This is a genomic window from Blastococcus sp. SYSU DS0541, assembly GCF_054050875.1.
The window spans coordinates 19,065-35,477 of sequence record NZ_JBJHAD010000011.1; the positions used below are offsets into that span (position 1 = coordinate 19,065).

At 74.1% G+C, this 16,413-nt stretch carries 18 protein-coding genes; 9 read left to right on the forward strand and 9 right to left on the reverse strand.

The window, feature by feature from the left end; genetic code table 11:
• Positions 1-63 precede the first annotated feature (63 nt).
• The 4 genes from ACI794_RS13050 to ACI794_RS13065 all read right to left on the reverse strand — a co-directional run bounded on the left by ACI794_RS13050 (position 64) and on the right by ACI794_RS13065 (position 5,348).
• On the reverse strand, positions 64-732 hold the full coding sequence (locus tag ACI794_RS13050; RefSeq protein ID WP_456616567.1) for an acVLRF1 family peptidyl-tRNA hydrolase: 669 nt from the start codon (positions 730-732) through the stop codon (positions 64-66).
• Positions 729-1,985: an alpha/beta fold hydrolase gene (locus tag ACI794_RS13055; RefSeq protein ID WP_456616568.1), complete on the reverse strand. Its 1,257-nt coding sequence runs from the start codon at positions 1,983-1,985 to the stop codon at positions 729-731. Before ACI794_RS13055 ends, ACI794_RS13050 begins: the two co-directional genes overlap by 4 nt.
• 11 nt (positions 1,986-1,996) lie before the next feature.
• Complete coding sequence (locus tag ACI794_RS13060; protein ID WP_456616569.1) at positions 1,997-3,211, reverse strand: MFS transporter; 1,215 nt, start codon at positions 3,209-3,211, stop codon at positions 1,997-1,999.
• Positions 3,212-3,533: 322 nt separating this feature from the next.
• Positions 3,534-5,348 (reverse strand): phosphoenolpyruvate carboxykinase (GTP), encoded by a 1,815-nt coding sequence (locus ACI794_RS13065; RefSeq protein WP_456602311.1) that lies wholly within the window; start codon positions 5,346-5,348, stop codon positions 3,534-3,536.
• A gap of 201 nt (positions 5,349-5,549) precedes the next feature.
• On the opposite strand from ACI794_RS13065, the gene ACI794_RS13070 reads away from it, so the two are divergent.
• On the forward strand, positions 5,550-6,764 hold the full coding sequence (locus ACI794_RS13070; RefSeq protein ID WP_456616570.1) for an NADH:flavin oxidoreductase/NADH oxidase: 1,215 nt from the start codon (positions 5,550-5,552) through the stop codon (positions 6,762-6,764).
• Here the strand turns inward: ACI794_RS13070 and ACI794_RS13075 are convergent.
• Both ACI794_RS13075 and ACI794_RS13080 read right to left on the reverse strand, forming a co-directional pair.
• Entirely contained in the window at positions 6,761-7,276 is a 516-nt protein-coding gene (locus ACI794_RS13075; protein ID WP_456616571.1) for an SRPBCC family protein, read from the reverse strand. The genes ACI794_RS13070 and ACI794_RS13075 overlap by 4 nt on opposite strands.
• Positions 7,273-7,620, reverse strand: a complete 348-nt coding sequence (locus ACI794_RS13080) for an ArsR/SmtB family transcription factor (protein WP_456580383.1) — start codon at positions 7,618-7,620, stop codon at positions 7,273-7,275. The genes ACI794_RS13075 and ACI794_RS13080 overlap by 4 nt, the downstream gene beginning before the upstream one ends.
• Positions 7,621-7,675: 55 nt before the next feature.
• Here ACI794_RS13080 and ACI794_RS13085 point away from each other — a divergent pair, with 55 nt between their 5' ends.
• From ACI794_RS13085 to ACI794_RS13095, 3 genes are all read left to right on the forward strand, one after another.
• Positions 7,676-7,894 carry a hypothetical protein gene (locus tag ACI794_RS13085; protein WP_456602308.1) on the forward strand — a complete coding sequence of 73 codons (219 nt, stop codon included), beginning with the start codon at positions 7,676-7,678 and terminating at the stop codon, positions 7,892-7,894.
• A gap of 68 nt (positions 7,895-7,962) precedes the next feature.
• Complete coding sequence (locus tag ACI794_RS13090) at positions 7,963-8,205, forward strand: acyl carrier protein (protein ID WP_456602307.1); 243 nt, start codon at positions 7,963-7,965, stop codon at positions 8,203-8,205.
• Positions 8,206-8,223: 18 nt separating this feature from the next.
• Positions 8,224-9,186 (forward strand): NAD(P)H-dependent flavin oxidoreductase, encoded by a 963-nt coding sequence (locus tag ACI794_RS13095; RefSeq protein WP_456616572.1) that lies wholly within the window; start codon positions 8,224-8,226, stop codon positions 9,184-9,186.
• 7 nt (positions 9,187-9,193) lie between these two features.
• On the opposite strand, the gene ACI794_RS13100 is transcribed toward ACI794_RS13095, so the two are convergent.
• From ACI794_RS13100 to ACI794_RS13110, 3 genes are read right to left on the reverse strand one after another with little or no spacing between them, the layout of a single operon-like run.
• A complete protein-coding gene (locus ACI794_RS13100; protein WP_456616573.1) occupies positions 9,194-9,886 on the reverse strand; it encodes a DsbA family oxidoreductase in 693 nt (230 codons plus the stop codon).
• 41 nt (positions 9,887-9,927) lie between these two features.
• The gene (locus ACI794_RS13105) at positions 9,928-10,320 is read right to left on the reverse strand and encodes an FKBP-type peptidyl-prolyl cis-trans isomerase (RefSeq protein ID WP_456602304.1); all 393 of its coding nucleotides are present in this window, start codon (positions 10,318-10,320) and stop codon (positions 9,928-9,930) included.
• Positions 10,308-11,648 carry an MFS transporter gene (locus tag ACI794_RS13110; protein WP_456616574.1) on the reverse strand — a complete coding sequence of 447 codons (1,341 nt, stop codon included), beginning with the start codon at positions 11,646-11,648 and terminating at the stop codon, positions 10,308-10,310. The genes ACI794_RS13105 and ACI794_RS13110 overlap by 13 nt, the downstream gene beginning before the upstream one ends.
• Before the next feature lie 126 nt (positions 11,649-11,774).
• On the opposite strand from ACI794_RS13110, the gene ACI794_RS13115 reads away from it, so the two are divergent.
• The 5 genes from ACI794_RS13115 (at position 11,775) to ACI794_RS13135 (ending at position 16,373) form a co-directional block, all read left to right on the forward strand.
• Entirely contained in the window at positions 11,775-12,158 is a 384-nt protein-coding gene (locus ACI794_RS13115; protein WP_456616575.1) for a VOC family protein, read from the forward strand.
• A 37-nt stretch (positions 12,159-12,195) separates the two neighbouring features.
• Positions 12,196-13,905, forward strand: coding sequence for an alpha-glucosidase (locus ACI794_RS13120; RefSeq protein ID WP_456616576.1), 1,710 nt, complete (start codon positions 12,196-12,198; stop codon positions 13,903-13,905).
• A gap of 97 nt (positions 13,906-14,002) precedes the next feature.
• Entirely contained in the window at positions 14,003-14,689 is a 687-nt protein-coding gene (locus ACI794_RS13125; protein WP_456616577.1) for a maleylpyruvate isomerase family mycothiol-dependent enzyme, read from the forward strand.
• Between the two features lie 44 nt (positions 14,690-14,733).
• Entirely contained in the window at positions 14,734-15,078 is a 345-nt protein-coding gene (locus ACI794_RS13130) for a TfoX/Sxy family protein (protein ID WP_456616578.1), read from the forward strand.
• A 53-nt stretch (positions 15,079-15,131) separates the two neighbouring features.
• On the forward strand, positions 15,132-16,373 hold the full coding sequence (locus ACI794_RS13135) for an MFS transporter (RefSeq protein ID WP_456602298.1): 1,242 nt from the start codon (positions 15,132-15,134) through the stop codon (positions 16,371-16,373).
• The last annotated feature ends 40 nt before the right edge of the window (positions 16,374-16,413 follow it).

Sequence of the window (16,413 nt, forward strand, 5' to 3'; positions counted from 1 at the left end):
GTTGAGCCGCCCCACGGGACGTTGAGCCGCGCTCGCACGCGGCTCAACGTCTCCTGGGCCGGCTCAACCCGCGGACGGGGGTGGCTCCTTGATGAGCACCTGGACGGCGCGGAACTGCTTCGGCGTCCCCAACAGGACCGCCTTGGTCGGCTCCCCGACGTCCAGCGCGGGGTCGCGGCGCAGGGCGGCCAGCGGGCGCAGCCGGGGGTCGGCCAGCACCTCGTCGGCCAGCCCCCGGTCCCCGCCGGTGAACAGCGCCGCCAGCCCGTCGGCGTGCGGCAGCAGCACCCGGACGGCGGTCTCCACGGCGTGGTCGACGACGGCGTCGGTCTGGTGGCCGCGCCGGCGGGCGAAGCGCTGCTGCGACCAGCCACCGGCCGCCGTCCGGCCCTGCACCTGGCGGGCGTCGACCTTGGAGACCACCAGCTCGTCGCCGTCGAAGACGCCGACCGCCCACCGGCCCCGGCGGACGAGGAGCACGGCCGCGCGCCGCGGCCGGCCCGCGGCAGCCGTGAAGGCGGCGAGCAGGGGCGGCTGGGGCGTCCAGCCGAACGGGGCGCGCAGGACGACGGTGGTCGTGTCCGCGCAGGCGATCCGCAGCCCGTCGTCGGCCGGCTCCACCGTGGTGAAGGCGCCGTGCCGGGCGGCGACGCCGTCCAGCCAGCGGCCCAGCCGCTCGGGGGCCACCCCGAGCTGCCGCCCACCGCCGGCGGCCGGCCGGGGACGCGTCACCGGGACCGCAGGGTGAGCAGCCGGTCGAGCACGTCGCCCACACGCAGGCCGTCGTGCTCGTGCTCGTTGGTCACCCAGGTGCGCACGTTGCCGACCTCCCCGGCCGTCTGCAGCGACAGCCCGGCGTCGACGTACATGTCGTCGAAGTAGACCGCGGCGTCGACCGGCACCTCGTTGGCCGCCAACCGCGCGGGGTCGTACAGGGCCGGGAACTCCTCGAGCTCCGCGAGCGCGTGCGCGGCAGGGCCGAACGGCCGCAGCGAGGCGATCTCGTCGAACATCCAGGGGTAGACCATCTCGCCCGTGAAGGGCAGCGGGCGGCGGTCCCCGTCGAACTCCGGGCCCCGCTCGTCCTCCGCCGCCCAGCCGACCGGGCCCGCCCCCTGCGCGTAGATGCTCTCGTGCAGGGCCGCGTAGAGGGGATCGTCCCAGGAGGAGGTCCGCCGGGAGACCTGGTCGAGGAAGGTGTCCGTGAGCTCGCCGTCGGCGCCCAGGGCCTCCTCGAACAGCCAGTGCAGCTCGGTGGCGCCGTCCCGCATGCCGAGCACGTGGCCGGTCGTCTGCAGACGGCGCACGGTGAGCCGGTCGCCGTCCGGCAGGGTCGCGGGCCCGGCCGCCAGGCGGTCGGCGACGGCGGCCACCCGGGCGACGTCGCCCGGGAACCGCTCGTAGAACTGCCGGGTGCGGGCCGCGACGCGGGGATAGGTGCGCCGGTACACGTCGCGTGCGTCGGCGTGCAGGCCCGGCAACCCGCCGGTGACCAGGCAGCGGGTCAGGCCCTCCGGCGCCCGGGACAGGTAGGTGAGGGTCAGGAAACCGCCGTAGCTCTGGCCCAGCGTCGTCCACTGCCGGCCGTCGTAGAGGGTGGTCCGCACGTGCTCGGCGTCGGCGACGATCGAGTCCGCGCGGTGGGCCAGCAGGTGGCGGGCGGCCGCGGCGGCGCCGGGGAGGCGGCTGAGGGCGGCGCCGGTCACCCGGGAGCTGCGCCCGGTGCCGCGCTGGTCGAGGAGGACGACGCGGAAGTCGCGCAGCGCCCGCTCGATCCAGCCGCCCCGGGTCGGCCGCGGCGACTTGCCCCCCGGGCCGCCCTGCAGGAAGAGCAGCAGCGGGAGGTCGTCACCGCGCCGGTCGGGGTGCACCAGCTCCCGCACGAACACGTCCAGGGAGCCGTCGGCGTCGGGGTCGCCCCAGTGCAGCGGCACGCTCACCGACCGGTCGCGGACCAGCGCCCCGGGGAGCGCGTACTCCTCCACGGCGTCGCCGGTCAGCGGGCCAGCGCCGGCTCGGCGGCGTGCTCGGCCGGCACGTGCAGCAGCCGCTGGTACGAGGCGACGACCACGGCGGCGATCCCCGCGGCGACGATCGCGACGACGAAGGCCCGGTTGGCGCCGGCGACGTCGACGATCTTGCCCGCGACCGAGGCACCGACGGCGACCCCCAGGCCCAGCGCGGTGCCGATCCACGTGAACGCCTCCGTCACCGCCGACCGGGGCACCAGCAGCTCGGCCAGGGTGAAGGAGCTGATCAGCGAGGGCGACACCGCGATGCCCGCGACGATCACGAACGGCACCATCACCCAGATGTCGTCGATGAACAGCAGCGGGACGACCAGCACGGTGAGCAGGGCCAGGGCCCCGACCAGCCGGAGCCGGAGCGGGAGCTGCCAGTGGATGGCGCCCCAGCCGATGCCGCTGGCCATCGACCCGACCGCCAGGCTGGCGATGAGCACGCCGGAGAGCGCCATGGCGTCCCGCTCGTCGGCGAAGGCGACCAGGGCGATCTCCAGGGTGCCCAGGATCGCGCCGACCGCGGCCCCGACGACGAAGAGCACGCGCAGCCCCGTGGTGCGGATCGCGGAGGGGCCCTGCCGGCTGGCGTGCCCGTGCGGCTCCGGCTCGGTGCGGCGCTGGGCGGCGAACAGCAGGCTGCCCACGGTCGCCAGGGTGAACGCGGTGACGACGCCGGAGGTCGCGTGCCCCGTCGTCGACAGGAACGTGACGAGGACCGGACCCACGATGAAGACGAACTCGTCGACGACGGACTCCATCGACAGCGCCGTGTGCAGCCGGTGGCTGCCGCGGAGGAGGTGGGTCCAGCGGACGCGGATCATCGAGGAGACCGGCGGGATGCAGGCCCCGGCCAGCCCGGCGGAGAGGAAGACGACCAGGAGCGGCCAGTCCTCGCGCACGGAGAAGAGGAAGACCAGGCCGGAGAGGACGAAGACGACCAGCACCGGCAGCAGCACCCGGCGCTGGCCGTGCGTGTCGGCCCACCGCCCCAGCAGCGGTCCGGCGATCGCCGTCGTCACCGCCCCCACCGCCGCCACGGCGCCGCCGAGGCCGTAGGAGCCGGTCTCGGAGGCGACCAGGAGGACCGAGCCCAGCCCGACCATCGAGAGGGGCAGCCGGCCGATGAAGGCGGCGAGCACCATCGGCAGGGCGTGCGGCGTCCGCAGGACCTGCAGGTAGGGATTGGGCACGAGTGGGCTTGCCTCCGAGAACGGGCAGGGGGGGCTCAGCCACGCTAACCGACCGTGGGCGGGCGTGCCGCGACGGCGACCCGTCACGCTCCACCCGCCCCCGGCGATGATCAGGGTCCCTGATCGTGGAGCGTCCTCCCTCACCGCCCACCGTGAGGGAGGACACCCGGTGATCAGCTCACCTGATCGTGGCCGGGTCGGGCGCGGACGGCGGAGGGCCCGGACCGCAACCGCGGTCCGGGCCCTGGCGACGTGCTGGAACGGCCACCCTTCAGGGGCCCGCGCCGAGCGTGCGAGGCGTGGGGGGAGGGTGGTCCTCTCTCTACGCGAGGCGGCTCTTGAGGATCTCGAGCTCGTCCCACATGGTGCTGGGCAGCTTCTCGCCGAACTTCTCGAACCACTCGGTGATCTGCGGGATCTCCTCGCGCCACTCCTCCGGCTTGACCGCGAGGGCCTGCTCGACCTGCTCCGGTGTCATGTCCAGACCCGAGACGTCGAGCGCCTCGGGCGTGGGCACGTGGCCGACCGGGGTCTCGACGGCGGCCGCGGTGCCCTCGATGCGCTCGACGATCCACTTGAGCACGCGGCTGTTCTCACCGAAGCCCGGCCACAGGAAGCCGCCGTCCTCGTCGCGCCGGAACCAGTTCACGTAGAAGATCTTCGGCAGCTTGGTGGCGTCGGCCTGCTTGCCGGTGTTCACCCAGTGACCGAAGTAGTCAGCGGCGTTGTAACCGATGAACGGCAGCATGGCGAACGGGTCGCGGCGGACGACGCCGACGGCGCCGGTGGCGGCGGCGGTGGTCTCCGAGGAGAGCGTCGCGCCCATGAAGACGCCGTGGTTCCAGTCCCGGGCCTCGCTGACGAGGGGAACCGTGGTCTTGCGACGGCCACCGAAGAGGATCGCCGAGATCGGCACACCGCGGGGGTCGTCGTACTCCGGCGCCAGGATCGGGCACTGGGTGATGGGGGTGCAGAACCGGCTGTTCGGGTGGCTGGAGAGCTCCTCGCTCTCCGGCGTCCAGTCCCGGCCCTTCCAGTCGGTGAGGTGGGCCGGGGGCTCCTCGGTCATGCCTTCCCACCAGACGTCGCCGTCGTCGGTGAGCGCGACGTTGGTGAAGACCGAGTTGCCCTTCTCGATCGTCCGCATGGCGTTGGGGTTGGTGTCCCAGCCGGTTCCCGGAGCCACGCCGAAGAGCCCGTACTCGGGGTTGATGGCGTAGAGCCGGCCGTCCTCCCCGAACCGCATCCAGGCGATGTCGTCGCCGATGGTCTCGACCTTCCAGCCGGGGATGGTCGGCTCCAGCATGGCCAGGTTCGTCTTGCCGCACGCGGAGGGGAAGGCGCCGGCGACGTAGTAGGTCTTCTGCTGCGGGTTGGTGAGCTTGAGGATGAGCATGTGCTCGGCGAGCCAGCCCTCGTCGCGCGCCATGACCGAGGCGATGCGCAGCGCGTAGGCCTTCTTGCCCAGCAGGGCGTTGCCGCCGTAGCCGGAGCCGTAGGACCAGATCATGCGCTCCTCGGGGAACTGCACGATGTACTTGGTGGTGCTGCACGGCCACGGGACGTCGGCCTGTCCCGGCTCCAGCGGAGCGCCGAGGGAGTGCATCGCGGGCACGAAGGGCCGGTCGGTTCCCAGCGCTTCCAGGATGCGGCTGCCGATGCGGGCCATGACCCGCATCGAGACGACCACGTACTCGGAGTCGGTGAGCTCCACGCCGAACATCGGGCTCTCGGCCTCGACCGGGCCCATGCAGAACGGGATGACGTACATCGTCCGGCCGCGCATGCACCCCCGGTACAGCTCGGTCATGACCGACTTCATCTCGTTCGGGTCCATCCAGTTGTTGGTGGGACCCGCGTCGGCCTCGTCGACCGAGCAGATGAAGGTGCGGTCCTCGACGCGCGCGACGTCACTGGGGTCGGAGGCGCACCAGAACGAGTTGGGCTTCTTCTCCAGCGGCGTGAAGGTGCCCGCGTCGACGAGCTGCCGGGTGAGCCGCTCCCACTCCTCGTCGGTGCCGTCGACCCAGACCACCTGGTCCGGCGTCGTCAGCTCGGCCATCTCCCGCACCCAGGCCAGCAGCCGGGCGTGTGTCGTCGGGGCGTTCTCCAGACCTGGGGTGGCCACGGTGGTCACGGCGTCTCCATCCTCTGCGTCGCCGGAGCGGACTCCCGTTCCGACGGTGGTGCCCTGCGAGCCGCGGCCGCTGGACGGCCGTTCGGATCGGGTCAGGCTACAAGCGTCGACATGCGCTTGTAACCGAGACAAATGTTACGTATAGGACGTCTTGTGCTCACCTCGGAACAGCCTGCCGGAACGCGGCGTTCGCCACACCTCGTGAGCACCCCCATCCTCCTCTCGCCTTTCCGCCTCCGCGACGTCACGCTGCGCAACCGCCTCGCCGTGGCCCCCATGTGCCAGTACTCGGTCGCCGACGGGCTGGTCGGGGACTACCACCTCGTGCACCTCGGGCGGTTCGCGCTGGGTGGCTTCGGCCTGGTGGTCGTCGAGGCGACCGCCGTCACCCCGGAGGGCCGGATCAGCCACGGCGACGTCGGCCTGTGGTCCGACGACCACGTCCGGGGGCTGGCCCGGGTGGTCGACTTCCTGCACGCCGAGGGCGCCGCGGCCGGCATCCAGCTGGCGCACGCCGGGGCCAAGGCCAGCAGCCGCCGCCCGTGGGAGGGCTCGGGTCCGGTGACCGAGGACGACGCCCACCCGGGTGAGGCGCCGTGGCCGACGGTCTCGGCGTCCCCCGTCCCCGCCGGGCCGGGGTGGCCGGTGCCGCACGCGCTGACGGCCGAGGAGCTGGCCGAGGTGCGCGACGCCTTCGTCGCCGCCGCCCGCCGGGCCGACGCCGCCGGGTTCGACGTCGTCGAGGTGCACGCCGCGCACGGCTACCTGCTGCACCAGTTCCTCTCCCCGCTCACCAACCGGCGCGAGGACGCGTACGGCGGTTCGCGGGAGGGCCGGATGCGCTTCCCGCTCGAGGTGGTCGACGCCGTGCGCGCCGCCTGGCCGGAGGGCAAGCCGGTGCTGGTCCGCGTCTCCGCCGTCGACGGTTCGGGGGACGGGCTGACCATCGAGGACACCGTCGCCCTCGCCCGCGAGCTGCGCGCCCGGGGGGTGGACGCGGTCGACGTCTCCGGCGGCGGAATCGGCGGCGGCTGGGAGCACCCGATCGGCTACGGCTACCAGGTGCCCTACGCCCGCGACATCCGCGAGGGGGCGGACCTGCCGACCATGGCCGTCGGCCTGGTCGTCGACGCCCGCCAGGCGGAGGCGATCGTCGCTGGTGGCTCGGCGGACCTGGTCGCGGTCGCCCGGGAGGCCCAGGACGACCCGAACTTCGCCGCTCACGCGGCCCGCGAGCTCACCGAGACCTACGACGCCTACCCGGTGCAGGCCGGGCCGCGGCTGGCCTCCCGCGACCGGCTCCTCGGCCGGCTGGGCCCGTGGACCGGCCCCGACCCGGTCCAGACGGAGGACCCCCGTTCCCCCCACCCTTCGCACGCTCAGGGCGGGCCTCAGAACGGGGGCCGACGGAACTAGCCTGCGCGGCCGTAGGCGGGGCCGACCTCCGCGGCGAACACGTCCCAGCGGCCGGGCGCGGGCCGGCCGCTCACCTCGGCGTCGAACTTGTCCAGGTACCAGTGCCAGCCCATGGCGTAGTCGGTGACGTCGACGCCGGCGGCGAAGACCTGGACGAAGCGGAGGACGGTCCGATCGCCCTCGGTGGAGAGGTCGAGGTCGATCCGCCACACGCCGGAGCCCTCCTGCTCCTGGACCCACTGCACGACGAGCCGCCTCGGCGGGTCGCACTCGACGACGGTCATCGGCTCGCCGACCGCCTCGTCCTCGTGGGTCATCGTGAAGGTGCCGGTGCCGCCGGGCCGCCGCTCGCCCTCGTAGGTGCCGATCCAGCGGGCCATGCGGTCGGGCTCGGTGAGGGCGGACCAGACGTCCTCGATCGGGTCGGGCCAGCTGCGGCGGAACTCCAGCCGGCGGCGGCCGTCGTCCTCGGTGGTGACGGTGCCGCGCCGGGTGTCCAGGTGTTCGGTCATGCCGGGTCTCCCATGCTCCGCGCCCGCCTGCCGCGGGCGATCTCGGTGTCGAGCGCGTCGAGCCGCTGCGCCCACAGGTCGCGGTAGGGCTCCAGCCAGTCGTCGATCTCCCGCAGCGGCCGTGGGTCCAGCGAGTACCGGCGCTCGCGCCCGTCGGCGCGCACGCTCACCAGCCCGGCCTCACGGAGCACCCGCAGGTGCCGGCTGATCGCCGGACGGCTCACCCGGAACGGCGCAGCGAGCTGCCCCGCGGTCCGTTCTCCCCCGGCCAGGAGCGCCACGAGTTCACGCCGGGTCCCGTCGGCCAGCGCCTGCATCGCCTCCACCGGCCATGCGTAACACATGTGTTACGGGTCGGTCGAGGGGTTGACGCGCGCCCCCCCGGGAAAGGAGGCGGCCATGACCGTCACCGATCCGGACACCCCCGACCCGCTCAACGACCCCCGCACCCTGCAGGCCGACCCGGGGGCCTACGGGGAAGGTGCCGACCTCGCCTCCGCGGAGGACGACGCGGCAGCGACCGGCGAGGACGAGCTGGCCGCCGGCGAGAACCTCGAGGACGAGGCGGGCGGCGGCGACGTCACCGGTGGCGCATTCGGCGGCACCCCGCCGGCCTGATCGTGTGACGGATCGGTTCTCACCGGGTAAGGCGGGCCCGTCCCACCCACCTGAACAGAGGAGGACCGATGGCCACCGGTGAAACCGGCTTCGAGGACGTCTTCTACGACCTCGTCTCCGTCCAGTACCACTCGCTCAAGGCCGGGCACGACTACGGCCAGTACGTCCGGGACGCCGAGAACGCGGGCCTGGACGACATCGCGGCGTTCTTCCGCGAGGTCATGGAGCAGGACTCCCAGCGCGCCAGGCGGTGCCACGAGTTCCTGGGCCGGCTCCAGGGCACGGAGCAGGGCGGCCCGGCCACGCAGTAGAGCGGGCAGGATGCGGTCGTGATCCGGACCGCGCTGACCCGCCGCTTCCACCTCGCCACGCCGGTCATCGGGGCACCCATGGCCGGTGTGGCCGGGGGCGCGCTCGCGCGGGCGGTCTCGCTCGGCGGCGGGCTGGGCATGATCGGCGTCGGCAGCGCGACGCCGGCGTCCTTCGTCGCCGAGCAGTGCTCGATCCCGCGGGGCGACGGGCTGCCGTTCGGCGTCGGGCTGATGGCCTGGGCACTCCCCGACCGGCCCGACCTGCTCGAGGCCACGCTGGGCGCGACACCCGACCTGGTATCCGTCTCGTTCGGCGACCCGGCGCCCTGGGTCCCGCGCCTGCACGACGCCGGGATCGCCGTCGCGGCGCAGGTGAACACCGTGGCCGACCTGCACCAGGCGCTGGCCGCCGGGGTCGACGTCGTGGTGGCGCAGGGCAGCGAGGCCGGTGGGCACACCGGGCACCGCGCCACGCTCCCCCTCCTGCAGGAGGTGCTCGCGCTGACCGACCGCCCCGTCCTCGCCGCGGGCGGGATCGCCACCGGACGCGGGATGGCCGCTGCGCTGGCCGCGGGCGCGGCCGGCGTCTGGATCGGCACACCGCTGCTGTCGTGCACGGAGGGGCTGAACTCCCCCGCCGCCCGGGAACGGGTGCGGGCGGCGACGGGCGAGGAGACCGTGCTGACCCGCGCCTTCGACGTCGCGGAGGGCCTCGCCTGGCCGGAGCGGTGGCCCGGCCGGGCGCTGGTCAACGACTTCTCCCGCGCCTGGCACGGGCGGGAGGACGAGCTCGTGCACGACGCCGCGGCCCGGCAGCTGGTGGTGGACGGCCGCCGGACCGGGGACCCGGCAACCGCCCCCGTCTACGCGGGCGAGGCGGTCGGCCTGGTGACGACGCAGCGCTCGGCCACCGAGGTGGTGCGAGAGCTGGACGCCGGCGCCGAGCAGGCCCTGCGCGCGGTGGCGGACCTGGTGGGCTAGGTGTGGGCTAGGTGGCGCAGCTGTCGTCGGTGCAGCCCTCGGCGGGCGGCACGGTGACCAGCGGGTGCGCGTCCGCCCAGGCGCGCTCGAGCACCTGCAGCAGCAGCTCGGCGGGCTGGGCGCCGGCGGCGCCGTACTTCCGGTCGACGACGAAGAACGGGACGCCCGTCGCGCCCAGCGACTGCGCGGTGGCGCTGTCCTGGCGCACCGCGGCCAGGTACCGGCGATCGGTCAGCGCGGCGCGCACCTCCGACTCGTCCAGCCCCACCCGGACACCGAGGGGCACGAGCGACTCGACGTCGAAGACGGAGCGACCCTCCTCGAAGTAGGCGTGCAGCAGCAGCTCCTTGAGCTCGTTGCGCGTGCCGTGCTCGGCGGCGAGGTGCAGCAGCTCGTGCGCGAGGAGCGTGTTCCCGCTGACGGCGTCGGTGAGGTGGTACTCCAGCCCCTCACCGGCGGCGACCTGCTCGACCTGCGCCATGTTCTGCCGCATCTGCTCGACGCTGGTGCCGTACTTGCGCGCCAGCGCCGGCAGCGTCGGGTGCGTCTCGCCCTCGGGGGCGGTCGGGTCGAGCTGGAAGGAGCGCCACACGACCTCGACCTGGTCGCGGTGCGGGAACTGCTCGAGCGCAGCCTCCAGCCGGCGCTTGCCGATGTAGCACCACGGACAGACGACGTCGGACCAGACCTCTACCTGCATGCCCGGCCCAACGCCGTCACCCTCCCGACTTCTTCCGCCGGTCAGCCGCCGGTGAAGGAGCGGACCCCGACGAGGTCGACGACGAAGACCAGCGTCGCACCCGGCTTGATGACGCCCCCGGCGCCGCGCTCGCCGTATGCCTTGTGCGCCGGGATGGTCAGCCGGCGGCGACCGCCGACCTTCATGCCGACGATGCCCTCGTCCCAGCCCTGGATGACCATGCCCACGCCGACCCGGAACTCGAGCGGGTCGCCGCGGTCCCACGACGCGTCGAACTGCTCGCCGCCCTCGTGGGTGACGCCCACGTAGTGGGTGCTCACCAGGTCGCCGGCCTTGGCCTCCGGGCCGTCGCCGACGACGAGGTCCTCGATCACCAGGTCGTCGGGGGCCGGTCCGGTCGGCGGCTCGACCTCGGGTCGGCTCAGCTCGGCCACGGTTCTCCCTCCCGCACCGGGGCTCTCCCGGCGCCGTCGTCCCCCATCCAAGCAGCGGGCGGCAGCTCCGGCTCGGGCCGGCCGACGTCGAGCGGGTGGGCCAGTTCGTCGGCGGGAAGCCGCCCCGCCCAGATGGCGACGACGGCGAACACCGGCGGGGCGAGCCCGGCCACCAGGAAGGCCCCGGTGAGCCCGGCCAGCTCGCTGAGCGGCCCGGCGAGCGCCATCGACAGCGGCATGAGGCTCAGCGAGACGAAGAAGTCGAGGCTGGACACGCGGCCGAGCAGGGCGGGCGGCACCCGGCGCTGCAACAGCGTCCCCCAGATCACCATGCCCGCCTGGGACGTCGCCCCCACGGCCGCCGCGGCGAGGAGCATGACCCCGAGGTCGGTGCTGAACCCGAAGACGACCATCGGCAGGCAGCCGGCGCCCCACAGCAGGTTCATCACCGTGAGGTAGCGGCGCGGCAGCCGCCACGACGCCACCAGCAGCGAGCCCAGGGCGCCGCCCACCCCGAAGGCGGCCAGCACCCACGCGTGCTGGCTCGCCCCGCCGCCGGCGTCCTCGATCGCGAAGGGGACGAGCACCTCGAACGGCCCCATGAAGGCCAGCAGCATGAGGGCGGCGAACAGCAGCGTGGCCAGCAGCCAGGGGGTCGCGACGACGTAGCGGACGCCCTCCCGGACGTCGGCGACCAGACCGGGCGGTGCCGCGCCCTCGGCCCGCTCCCGGCGCACCGGCGTGAGCGGCAGCGCGAGCAGGAAGCCCGCGGCGAGGAACGCCGTGGCGGCGGTGCCGGCCATCGCCGCGCCCGGGGACCACGCGGCGACGAGGAACCCGGCGACCGCGGGCCCCGCCGCCTGGCCGAGCACCGGGCGCACCGCCCCCTCCAGCCCGTTCACCGCGAGCAGGTCGCCCTCGGGGACGAGCGCGGGCACCAGCGCGGAGTACGCCGGGTAGAACAGCCCGAGGGCCGCACCGTCCACCAGGGCGACCACGGCCAGGTGCCACACCTCCAGGACTCCGGCGAGCGAGAGCGCGGCGGCGACGGAGGTCGCGCCGCCCTGCAGCAGCGCCACGAGCAGCAGCAGGTGCCGCTGGGGCACCCGGTCGGCCAGCGCCCCGCCGAGCAGCGTCATGACGAGCATGCCGCCGGAGCCGATGGCGGCGACGAGCGACAGCGCGCCGGGGCCGCCGCCGAGCGCGACGACCTGCCAGACCATCGCGATCGCCCACAGCCCCTGGGTGAGCAACGAGAGCGCCATCGCCGCCGCGAGCAGCCGGTAGGAGCGGTGCCGCAACGGCGCCAGGGCGCGTGGCAGCGTCATCGCTCTCCTCCGTGGGTCGTGGGCGCGCCCATCCTGGGCGACGGGTACGACAGGAGGCACGCGGTTTCCCCGAAGGCGGAACCGGGGTGCCCCGCTCTGCCGGTCCCCGCCGCTACGTTCCGCGCCATGATCGACCACCTGGGTCTGCAGTGCGCCGACGCCGAGGCGGCGGCCGCCTTCTACCAGCGCGTCTTCGCGGCCTGCGGCGTCCGCGAGGCGATGCGCATCGACACACCGCGCGGGCCGGTGATCGGGCTCTGCGGCCCCGACGGGCAGCCGCAGCTGTGGACCAGCCCCGCCGAGGACACCGGCCACCGCCCGGTGCACCTGGCGCTGGCCGCGCCGTCGCGCGAGGCCGTCGACGCCGTCTTCGCCGCCGCGCGCGAGGCCGGCGCCGAGGTCCTGCACGAGCCGCGCGTGTGGCCCGAGTACCACCCGGGCTACTACGGCGTCTTCCTGCGCGACCCCGACGGCAACAACGTGGAGGCGGTGCACCACGGAGGGCCCTGACCCTGCGAGCGGCGGCCCGGCGTGCTGGGCTGGGCACATGGCCAGTGAGCAGCCGCCGTGGTGGACCCGTGCCGTCGTCTACCAGGTCTACCCGCGCTCGTTCATGGACAGCGACGGCGACGGCATCGGGGACCTCGGCGGCGTGCTGCTGCACCTGGACCACCTGGCCGACCTCGGCGTCGACGTCCTCTGGCTCTCGCCGGTCTACCCCTCGCCGCAGGCCGACAACGGCTACGACATCAGCGACTACCAGGACATCGACCCGCTGTTCGGCTCGCTCGAGCAGCTCGACGCGCTGATCGCCGCGCTGCACGCCCGCGGGATGAAGCTGGTCATGGACCTGGTGGTCAACCACACCAGCGACCAGCACCCGTGGTTCCTGGAGTCGCGCTCGTCGACGGAGAACCCGAAGCGCGACTGGTACTGGTGGCGCCCGCCGCGCGCGGGCATGGCGCCCGGCGCCCCGGGGGCGGAGCCGACCAACTGGCAGTCGTTCTTCTCCGGCTCGACCTGGGAGCTGGACGAGGCCTCCGGCGAGTACTACCTCCACCTCTTCGACCGCCGGCAGCCCGACCTCAACTGGGAGAACCCGGAGGTCCGGCAGGCCGTGTACGAGATGATGCGGTGGTGGCTCGACCGCGGGGTCGACGGCTTCCGCATGGATGTCATCAACATGATCAGCAAGGACGTCGCCCCGGACGGGCACCTGCACGACGGTCCGCCGCTGGCCGGCTCCGCGCTGGGTGACGGCTCGGCGTCCTACCTGTGCGGGCCGCGGATCCACGAGTTCCTGCAGGAGATGCACCGCGAGGTCGTCGCCGGCCGCTCGGGCGCGCTGCTGACGGTCGGCGAGATGCCCGGTGTGACCGTCGAGCAGGCCCGGCTGTTCACCGACCCGGCGCGCGGCGAGGTGGACATGGTGTTCCAGTTCGAGCACGTGGGGCTGGACCACGGCACCTCGAAGTGGGACATCCACCCGCTGCGGATGCGCGACCTCAAGGCCTCGTTCGGCCGCTGGCAGGCCGGCCTGGCCGACGTCGGCTGGAACTCCCTCTACTGGGACAACCACGACCAGCCGCGCGCCGTCTCCCGCTTCGGCGACGACTCCCCCGAGTTCCGCCGCGACTCCGCGACCTGCCTGGCCACGCTGCTGCACCTGCACCGGGGGACGCCGTACGTCTACCAGGGGGAGGAGCTCGGGATGGCCAACTACCCGTTCACCGCGCTCGAGGAGTTCGCCGACGTCGAGTCGCTCAACCACCACGTGCACGCCGTCTCGGCCGGCCACGACCCGGCCGAGGTGCTCGCCGCCCTCCGGTACATGAGCCGCGACAACGCCCGCACGCCGGTGCAGTGGGACGACTCCCCGCACGCGGGGTTCACGACCGGGACGCCGTGGCTGGCGGTCAACCCCGACCACGTGCAGTGGAACGCGGCAACGCAGCGGGACGACGAGAACTCGGTGCTCGCCCACTACCGGCGGCTGATCGCGCTCCGGCACACCGACGACGTCGTCGCGCTCGGCGACTTCACCATGCTGCTGCCCGACCACGGCGACGTGTACGCGTTCACCCGCTCGCTCGGCGGGGTGGAGCTGCTCGTCGTCTGCAACCTGTCGCGGACCCCCTACCGGCTGGCCGAGCTGCTGCCGGAGGCGCCGGCCGCCGAGCTGGTGCTGGGCAACCTGCCCGACGACGACCCCGCCGAGCTGCGCCCCTGGGAGGCCCGCGTCCTGCGCCTGCCGTGACCTGGCCGGCGTCGACCCTCCCCACGACATCCGGGCCCGGCGGATGCCCTGCTGGGGGACACCGCCTCGATCCGGCGGTCCCTGCCACGATGACCACGTGCAGGACACGTTCGCGGAGATCGGCGAGGAGCGCCGCGGCCTGGCGGCGATGCTGTCGGGGCTGACGGCTGAGCAGCAGGCGGCCCCGAGCCTGTGCAGCGGGTGGACCGTGCACGACGTCGCCGCCCACCTGGTCGTGTCCCTCGAGGTGAGCACCCGGAGCTTCCTCCTCGCGATGCTGGTCTGCCGCGGCAGCTTCGACCGGGCGAACGTCCGGGTGACCCGCGAGCAGGCCCGCCGGCCCTTCGCCGAGCTCGTCGAGGTGCTGCACCGGAAGGCCGACTCGCGGTTCACCCCACCCGGCGCAGGCCCCGAGGCGCCCCTCACCGACCTCCTGGTCCACGGCCTGGACATCCGCCGGCCGCTGGGCATCCCGCGCGACATCCCCGAGCCGCGCCTGCGCACGCCGCTGACCTACCTGGCCGACGGCGGCTTCGTCCCCCGCGGCGCGCTGGACGGGCTCCGGTTCGAGGCGGCCGACCTCGACTGGGCGCACGGCAGCGGTCGGCCCGTGCACGGGGACGCCGACGCCCTCCTGCTGGCGATGTCCGGCCGCACCGCCGCCCTCGACGACCTCGACGGTGGCGGCGTCCCGGTCCTGCGCGCCCGACTGGCGCCACCGGCCCGGCGCCAGGACCGGGACCGGGACCGGGACCGGGAGGAGCGCAGCCCGTCCGGGGGGTGACCGCAGGCCCTACGCTGCCGACGCTCCCGACGAGAGGACCGCGCATGGCCTACGACGTCGCACTGGCAGGCCGCGTCCGCGAGGCGCTGCCCGAGGGGAGGGCCGTCCGCGAGATCACGATGTTCGGCGGCCTCGCCTTCATGGTCGACGGGAAGATGGCCGCCTGCGTCTCGGCCGGCGGAGGCGCGCTGCTCGTACGCGTCTCCGCCGCTCGCGACGCCGGGTACCTCGAGGTGTCCGGCGCCCGCCGGGCGGAGATGGGCGCCGGACGATCCATGGGCGAGGGGTGGATCGCCGTCGACCGGGACGCGCTCGTCGCGGACGAGGACCTGCGCTTCTGGCTCGACGCCGTCCTCGAGTTCAACGCCGAGCAGACGGCACCGCGCTGACCCGACCGGCGGCACCGGCCGCCCACCCGCGGGAGGCCTAAGCTCCTCTCCTCGTGGGCCGGGTCGTCGAAGCAGTGCTCCCGGCCCGCATGGGGACGCCGTTCCGCTGGCTGGTCGGCTCCTCGTGGGTGACCAACCTCGGCGACGGCATCGCGCTGGCCGCCGGGCCGCTGCTCGTGGCGTCACGGACGACCGATCCGTTCGTCGTCGCGCTCGCCGCCCTGCTGCAGCGTCTCCCCTGGCTGCTGTTCGGTCTCTACGCCGGGGTGCTCGCCGACCGCGTCGACCGCCGCCTGCTGGTCGTCGCCGTGGACGTCGCTCGCGCCGTCGTCCTCGCCGTCCTGACCGTCGCCCTCGTCACGGGCTCGATCGGCGTCGGGCCGGTGCTCGCCGCCATGTTCCTGCTGGGCACCGCCGAGGTCTTCGCCGACACCACCTCGGGGACGCTGCTGCCGATGGTGGTCGACCGCGCCGATCTCGGCGTCGGCAACGCCCGGATGATGGCCGGCGCGCTCACGATGAACCAGATGGCCGGACCGGCGCTGGGCGCGGTGCTCTTCGCGGCGGGCTCGGCCTGGCCGTTCCTCGTCCAGGGGCTGTGCGTCGCGCTCGGCGCGCTGCTGCTGGTGCGCATGGCGCTGCCCCCGCTCCCCCGCGCGCAGGGCGAGCGGCACGTCGGCCGCGAGATCGTCGAGGGCCTGCGCTGGACGTGGGGGAACGGTCCGGTCCGGACCCTGACGATCACGATCGTCACCTTCAACGTCACCTACGGCGCCGCGTGGTCGGTGCTGGTGCTCTACGCGACCGACCGGCTCGCGCTCGGGCCGATCGGCTTCGGCCTGCTCAGCACGGTGACGGCGGTGGGCGGCCTCCTGGGCACGGTCTCCTACGACTGGCTGGCCCGGCGCGCGAGCCTGGCCCTGCTCATGCGCGTCGGCCTGGTCATCGAGACCCTCACCCACCTCGGGCTCGCGCTGACCACCGCCCCCTGGGTCGCGGCAGCGGTCCTCTTCGTCTTCGGTGCCCACGCGTTCGTCTGGGGGACGACGTCGCGCACCGTCCGCATGCGCGCCGTCCCGGCCCACCTGCAGGGGCGGGTCGGCAGCCTCTACTACGTCGGGGTGTTCGGCGGGATCGTCGTCGGCCAGGCGCTGGGCGGGCTGATCGCGCGCGTCTGGGGCATCACCGGGCCGTTCTGGTTCGCCTTCGCCGGGTCGGCGGTCATCCTCGTCCTCATCTGGAGCCAGCTCGCGCAGATCGCCCACGCCGACGAGGAGGTGCCGGTCGCGGGCTGACCGTGGTGCAATGCCAGGTCGGGCACCACGGGGAACGGGA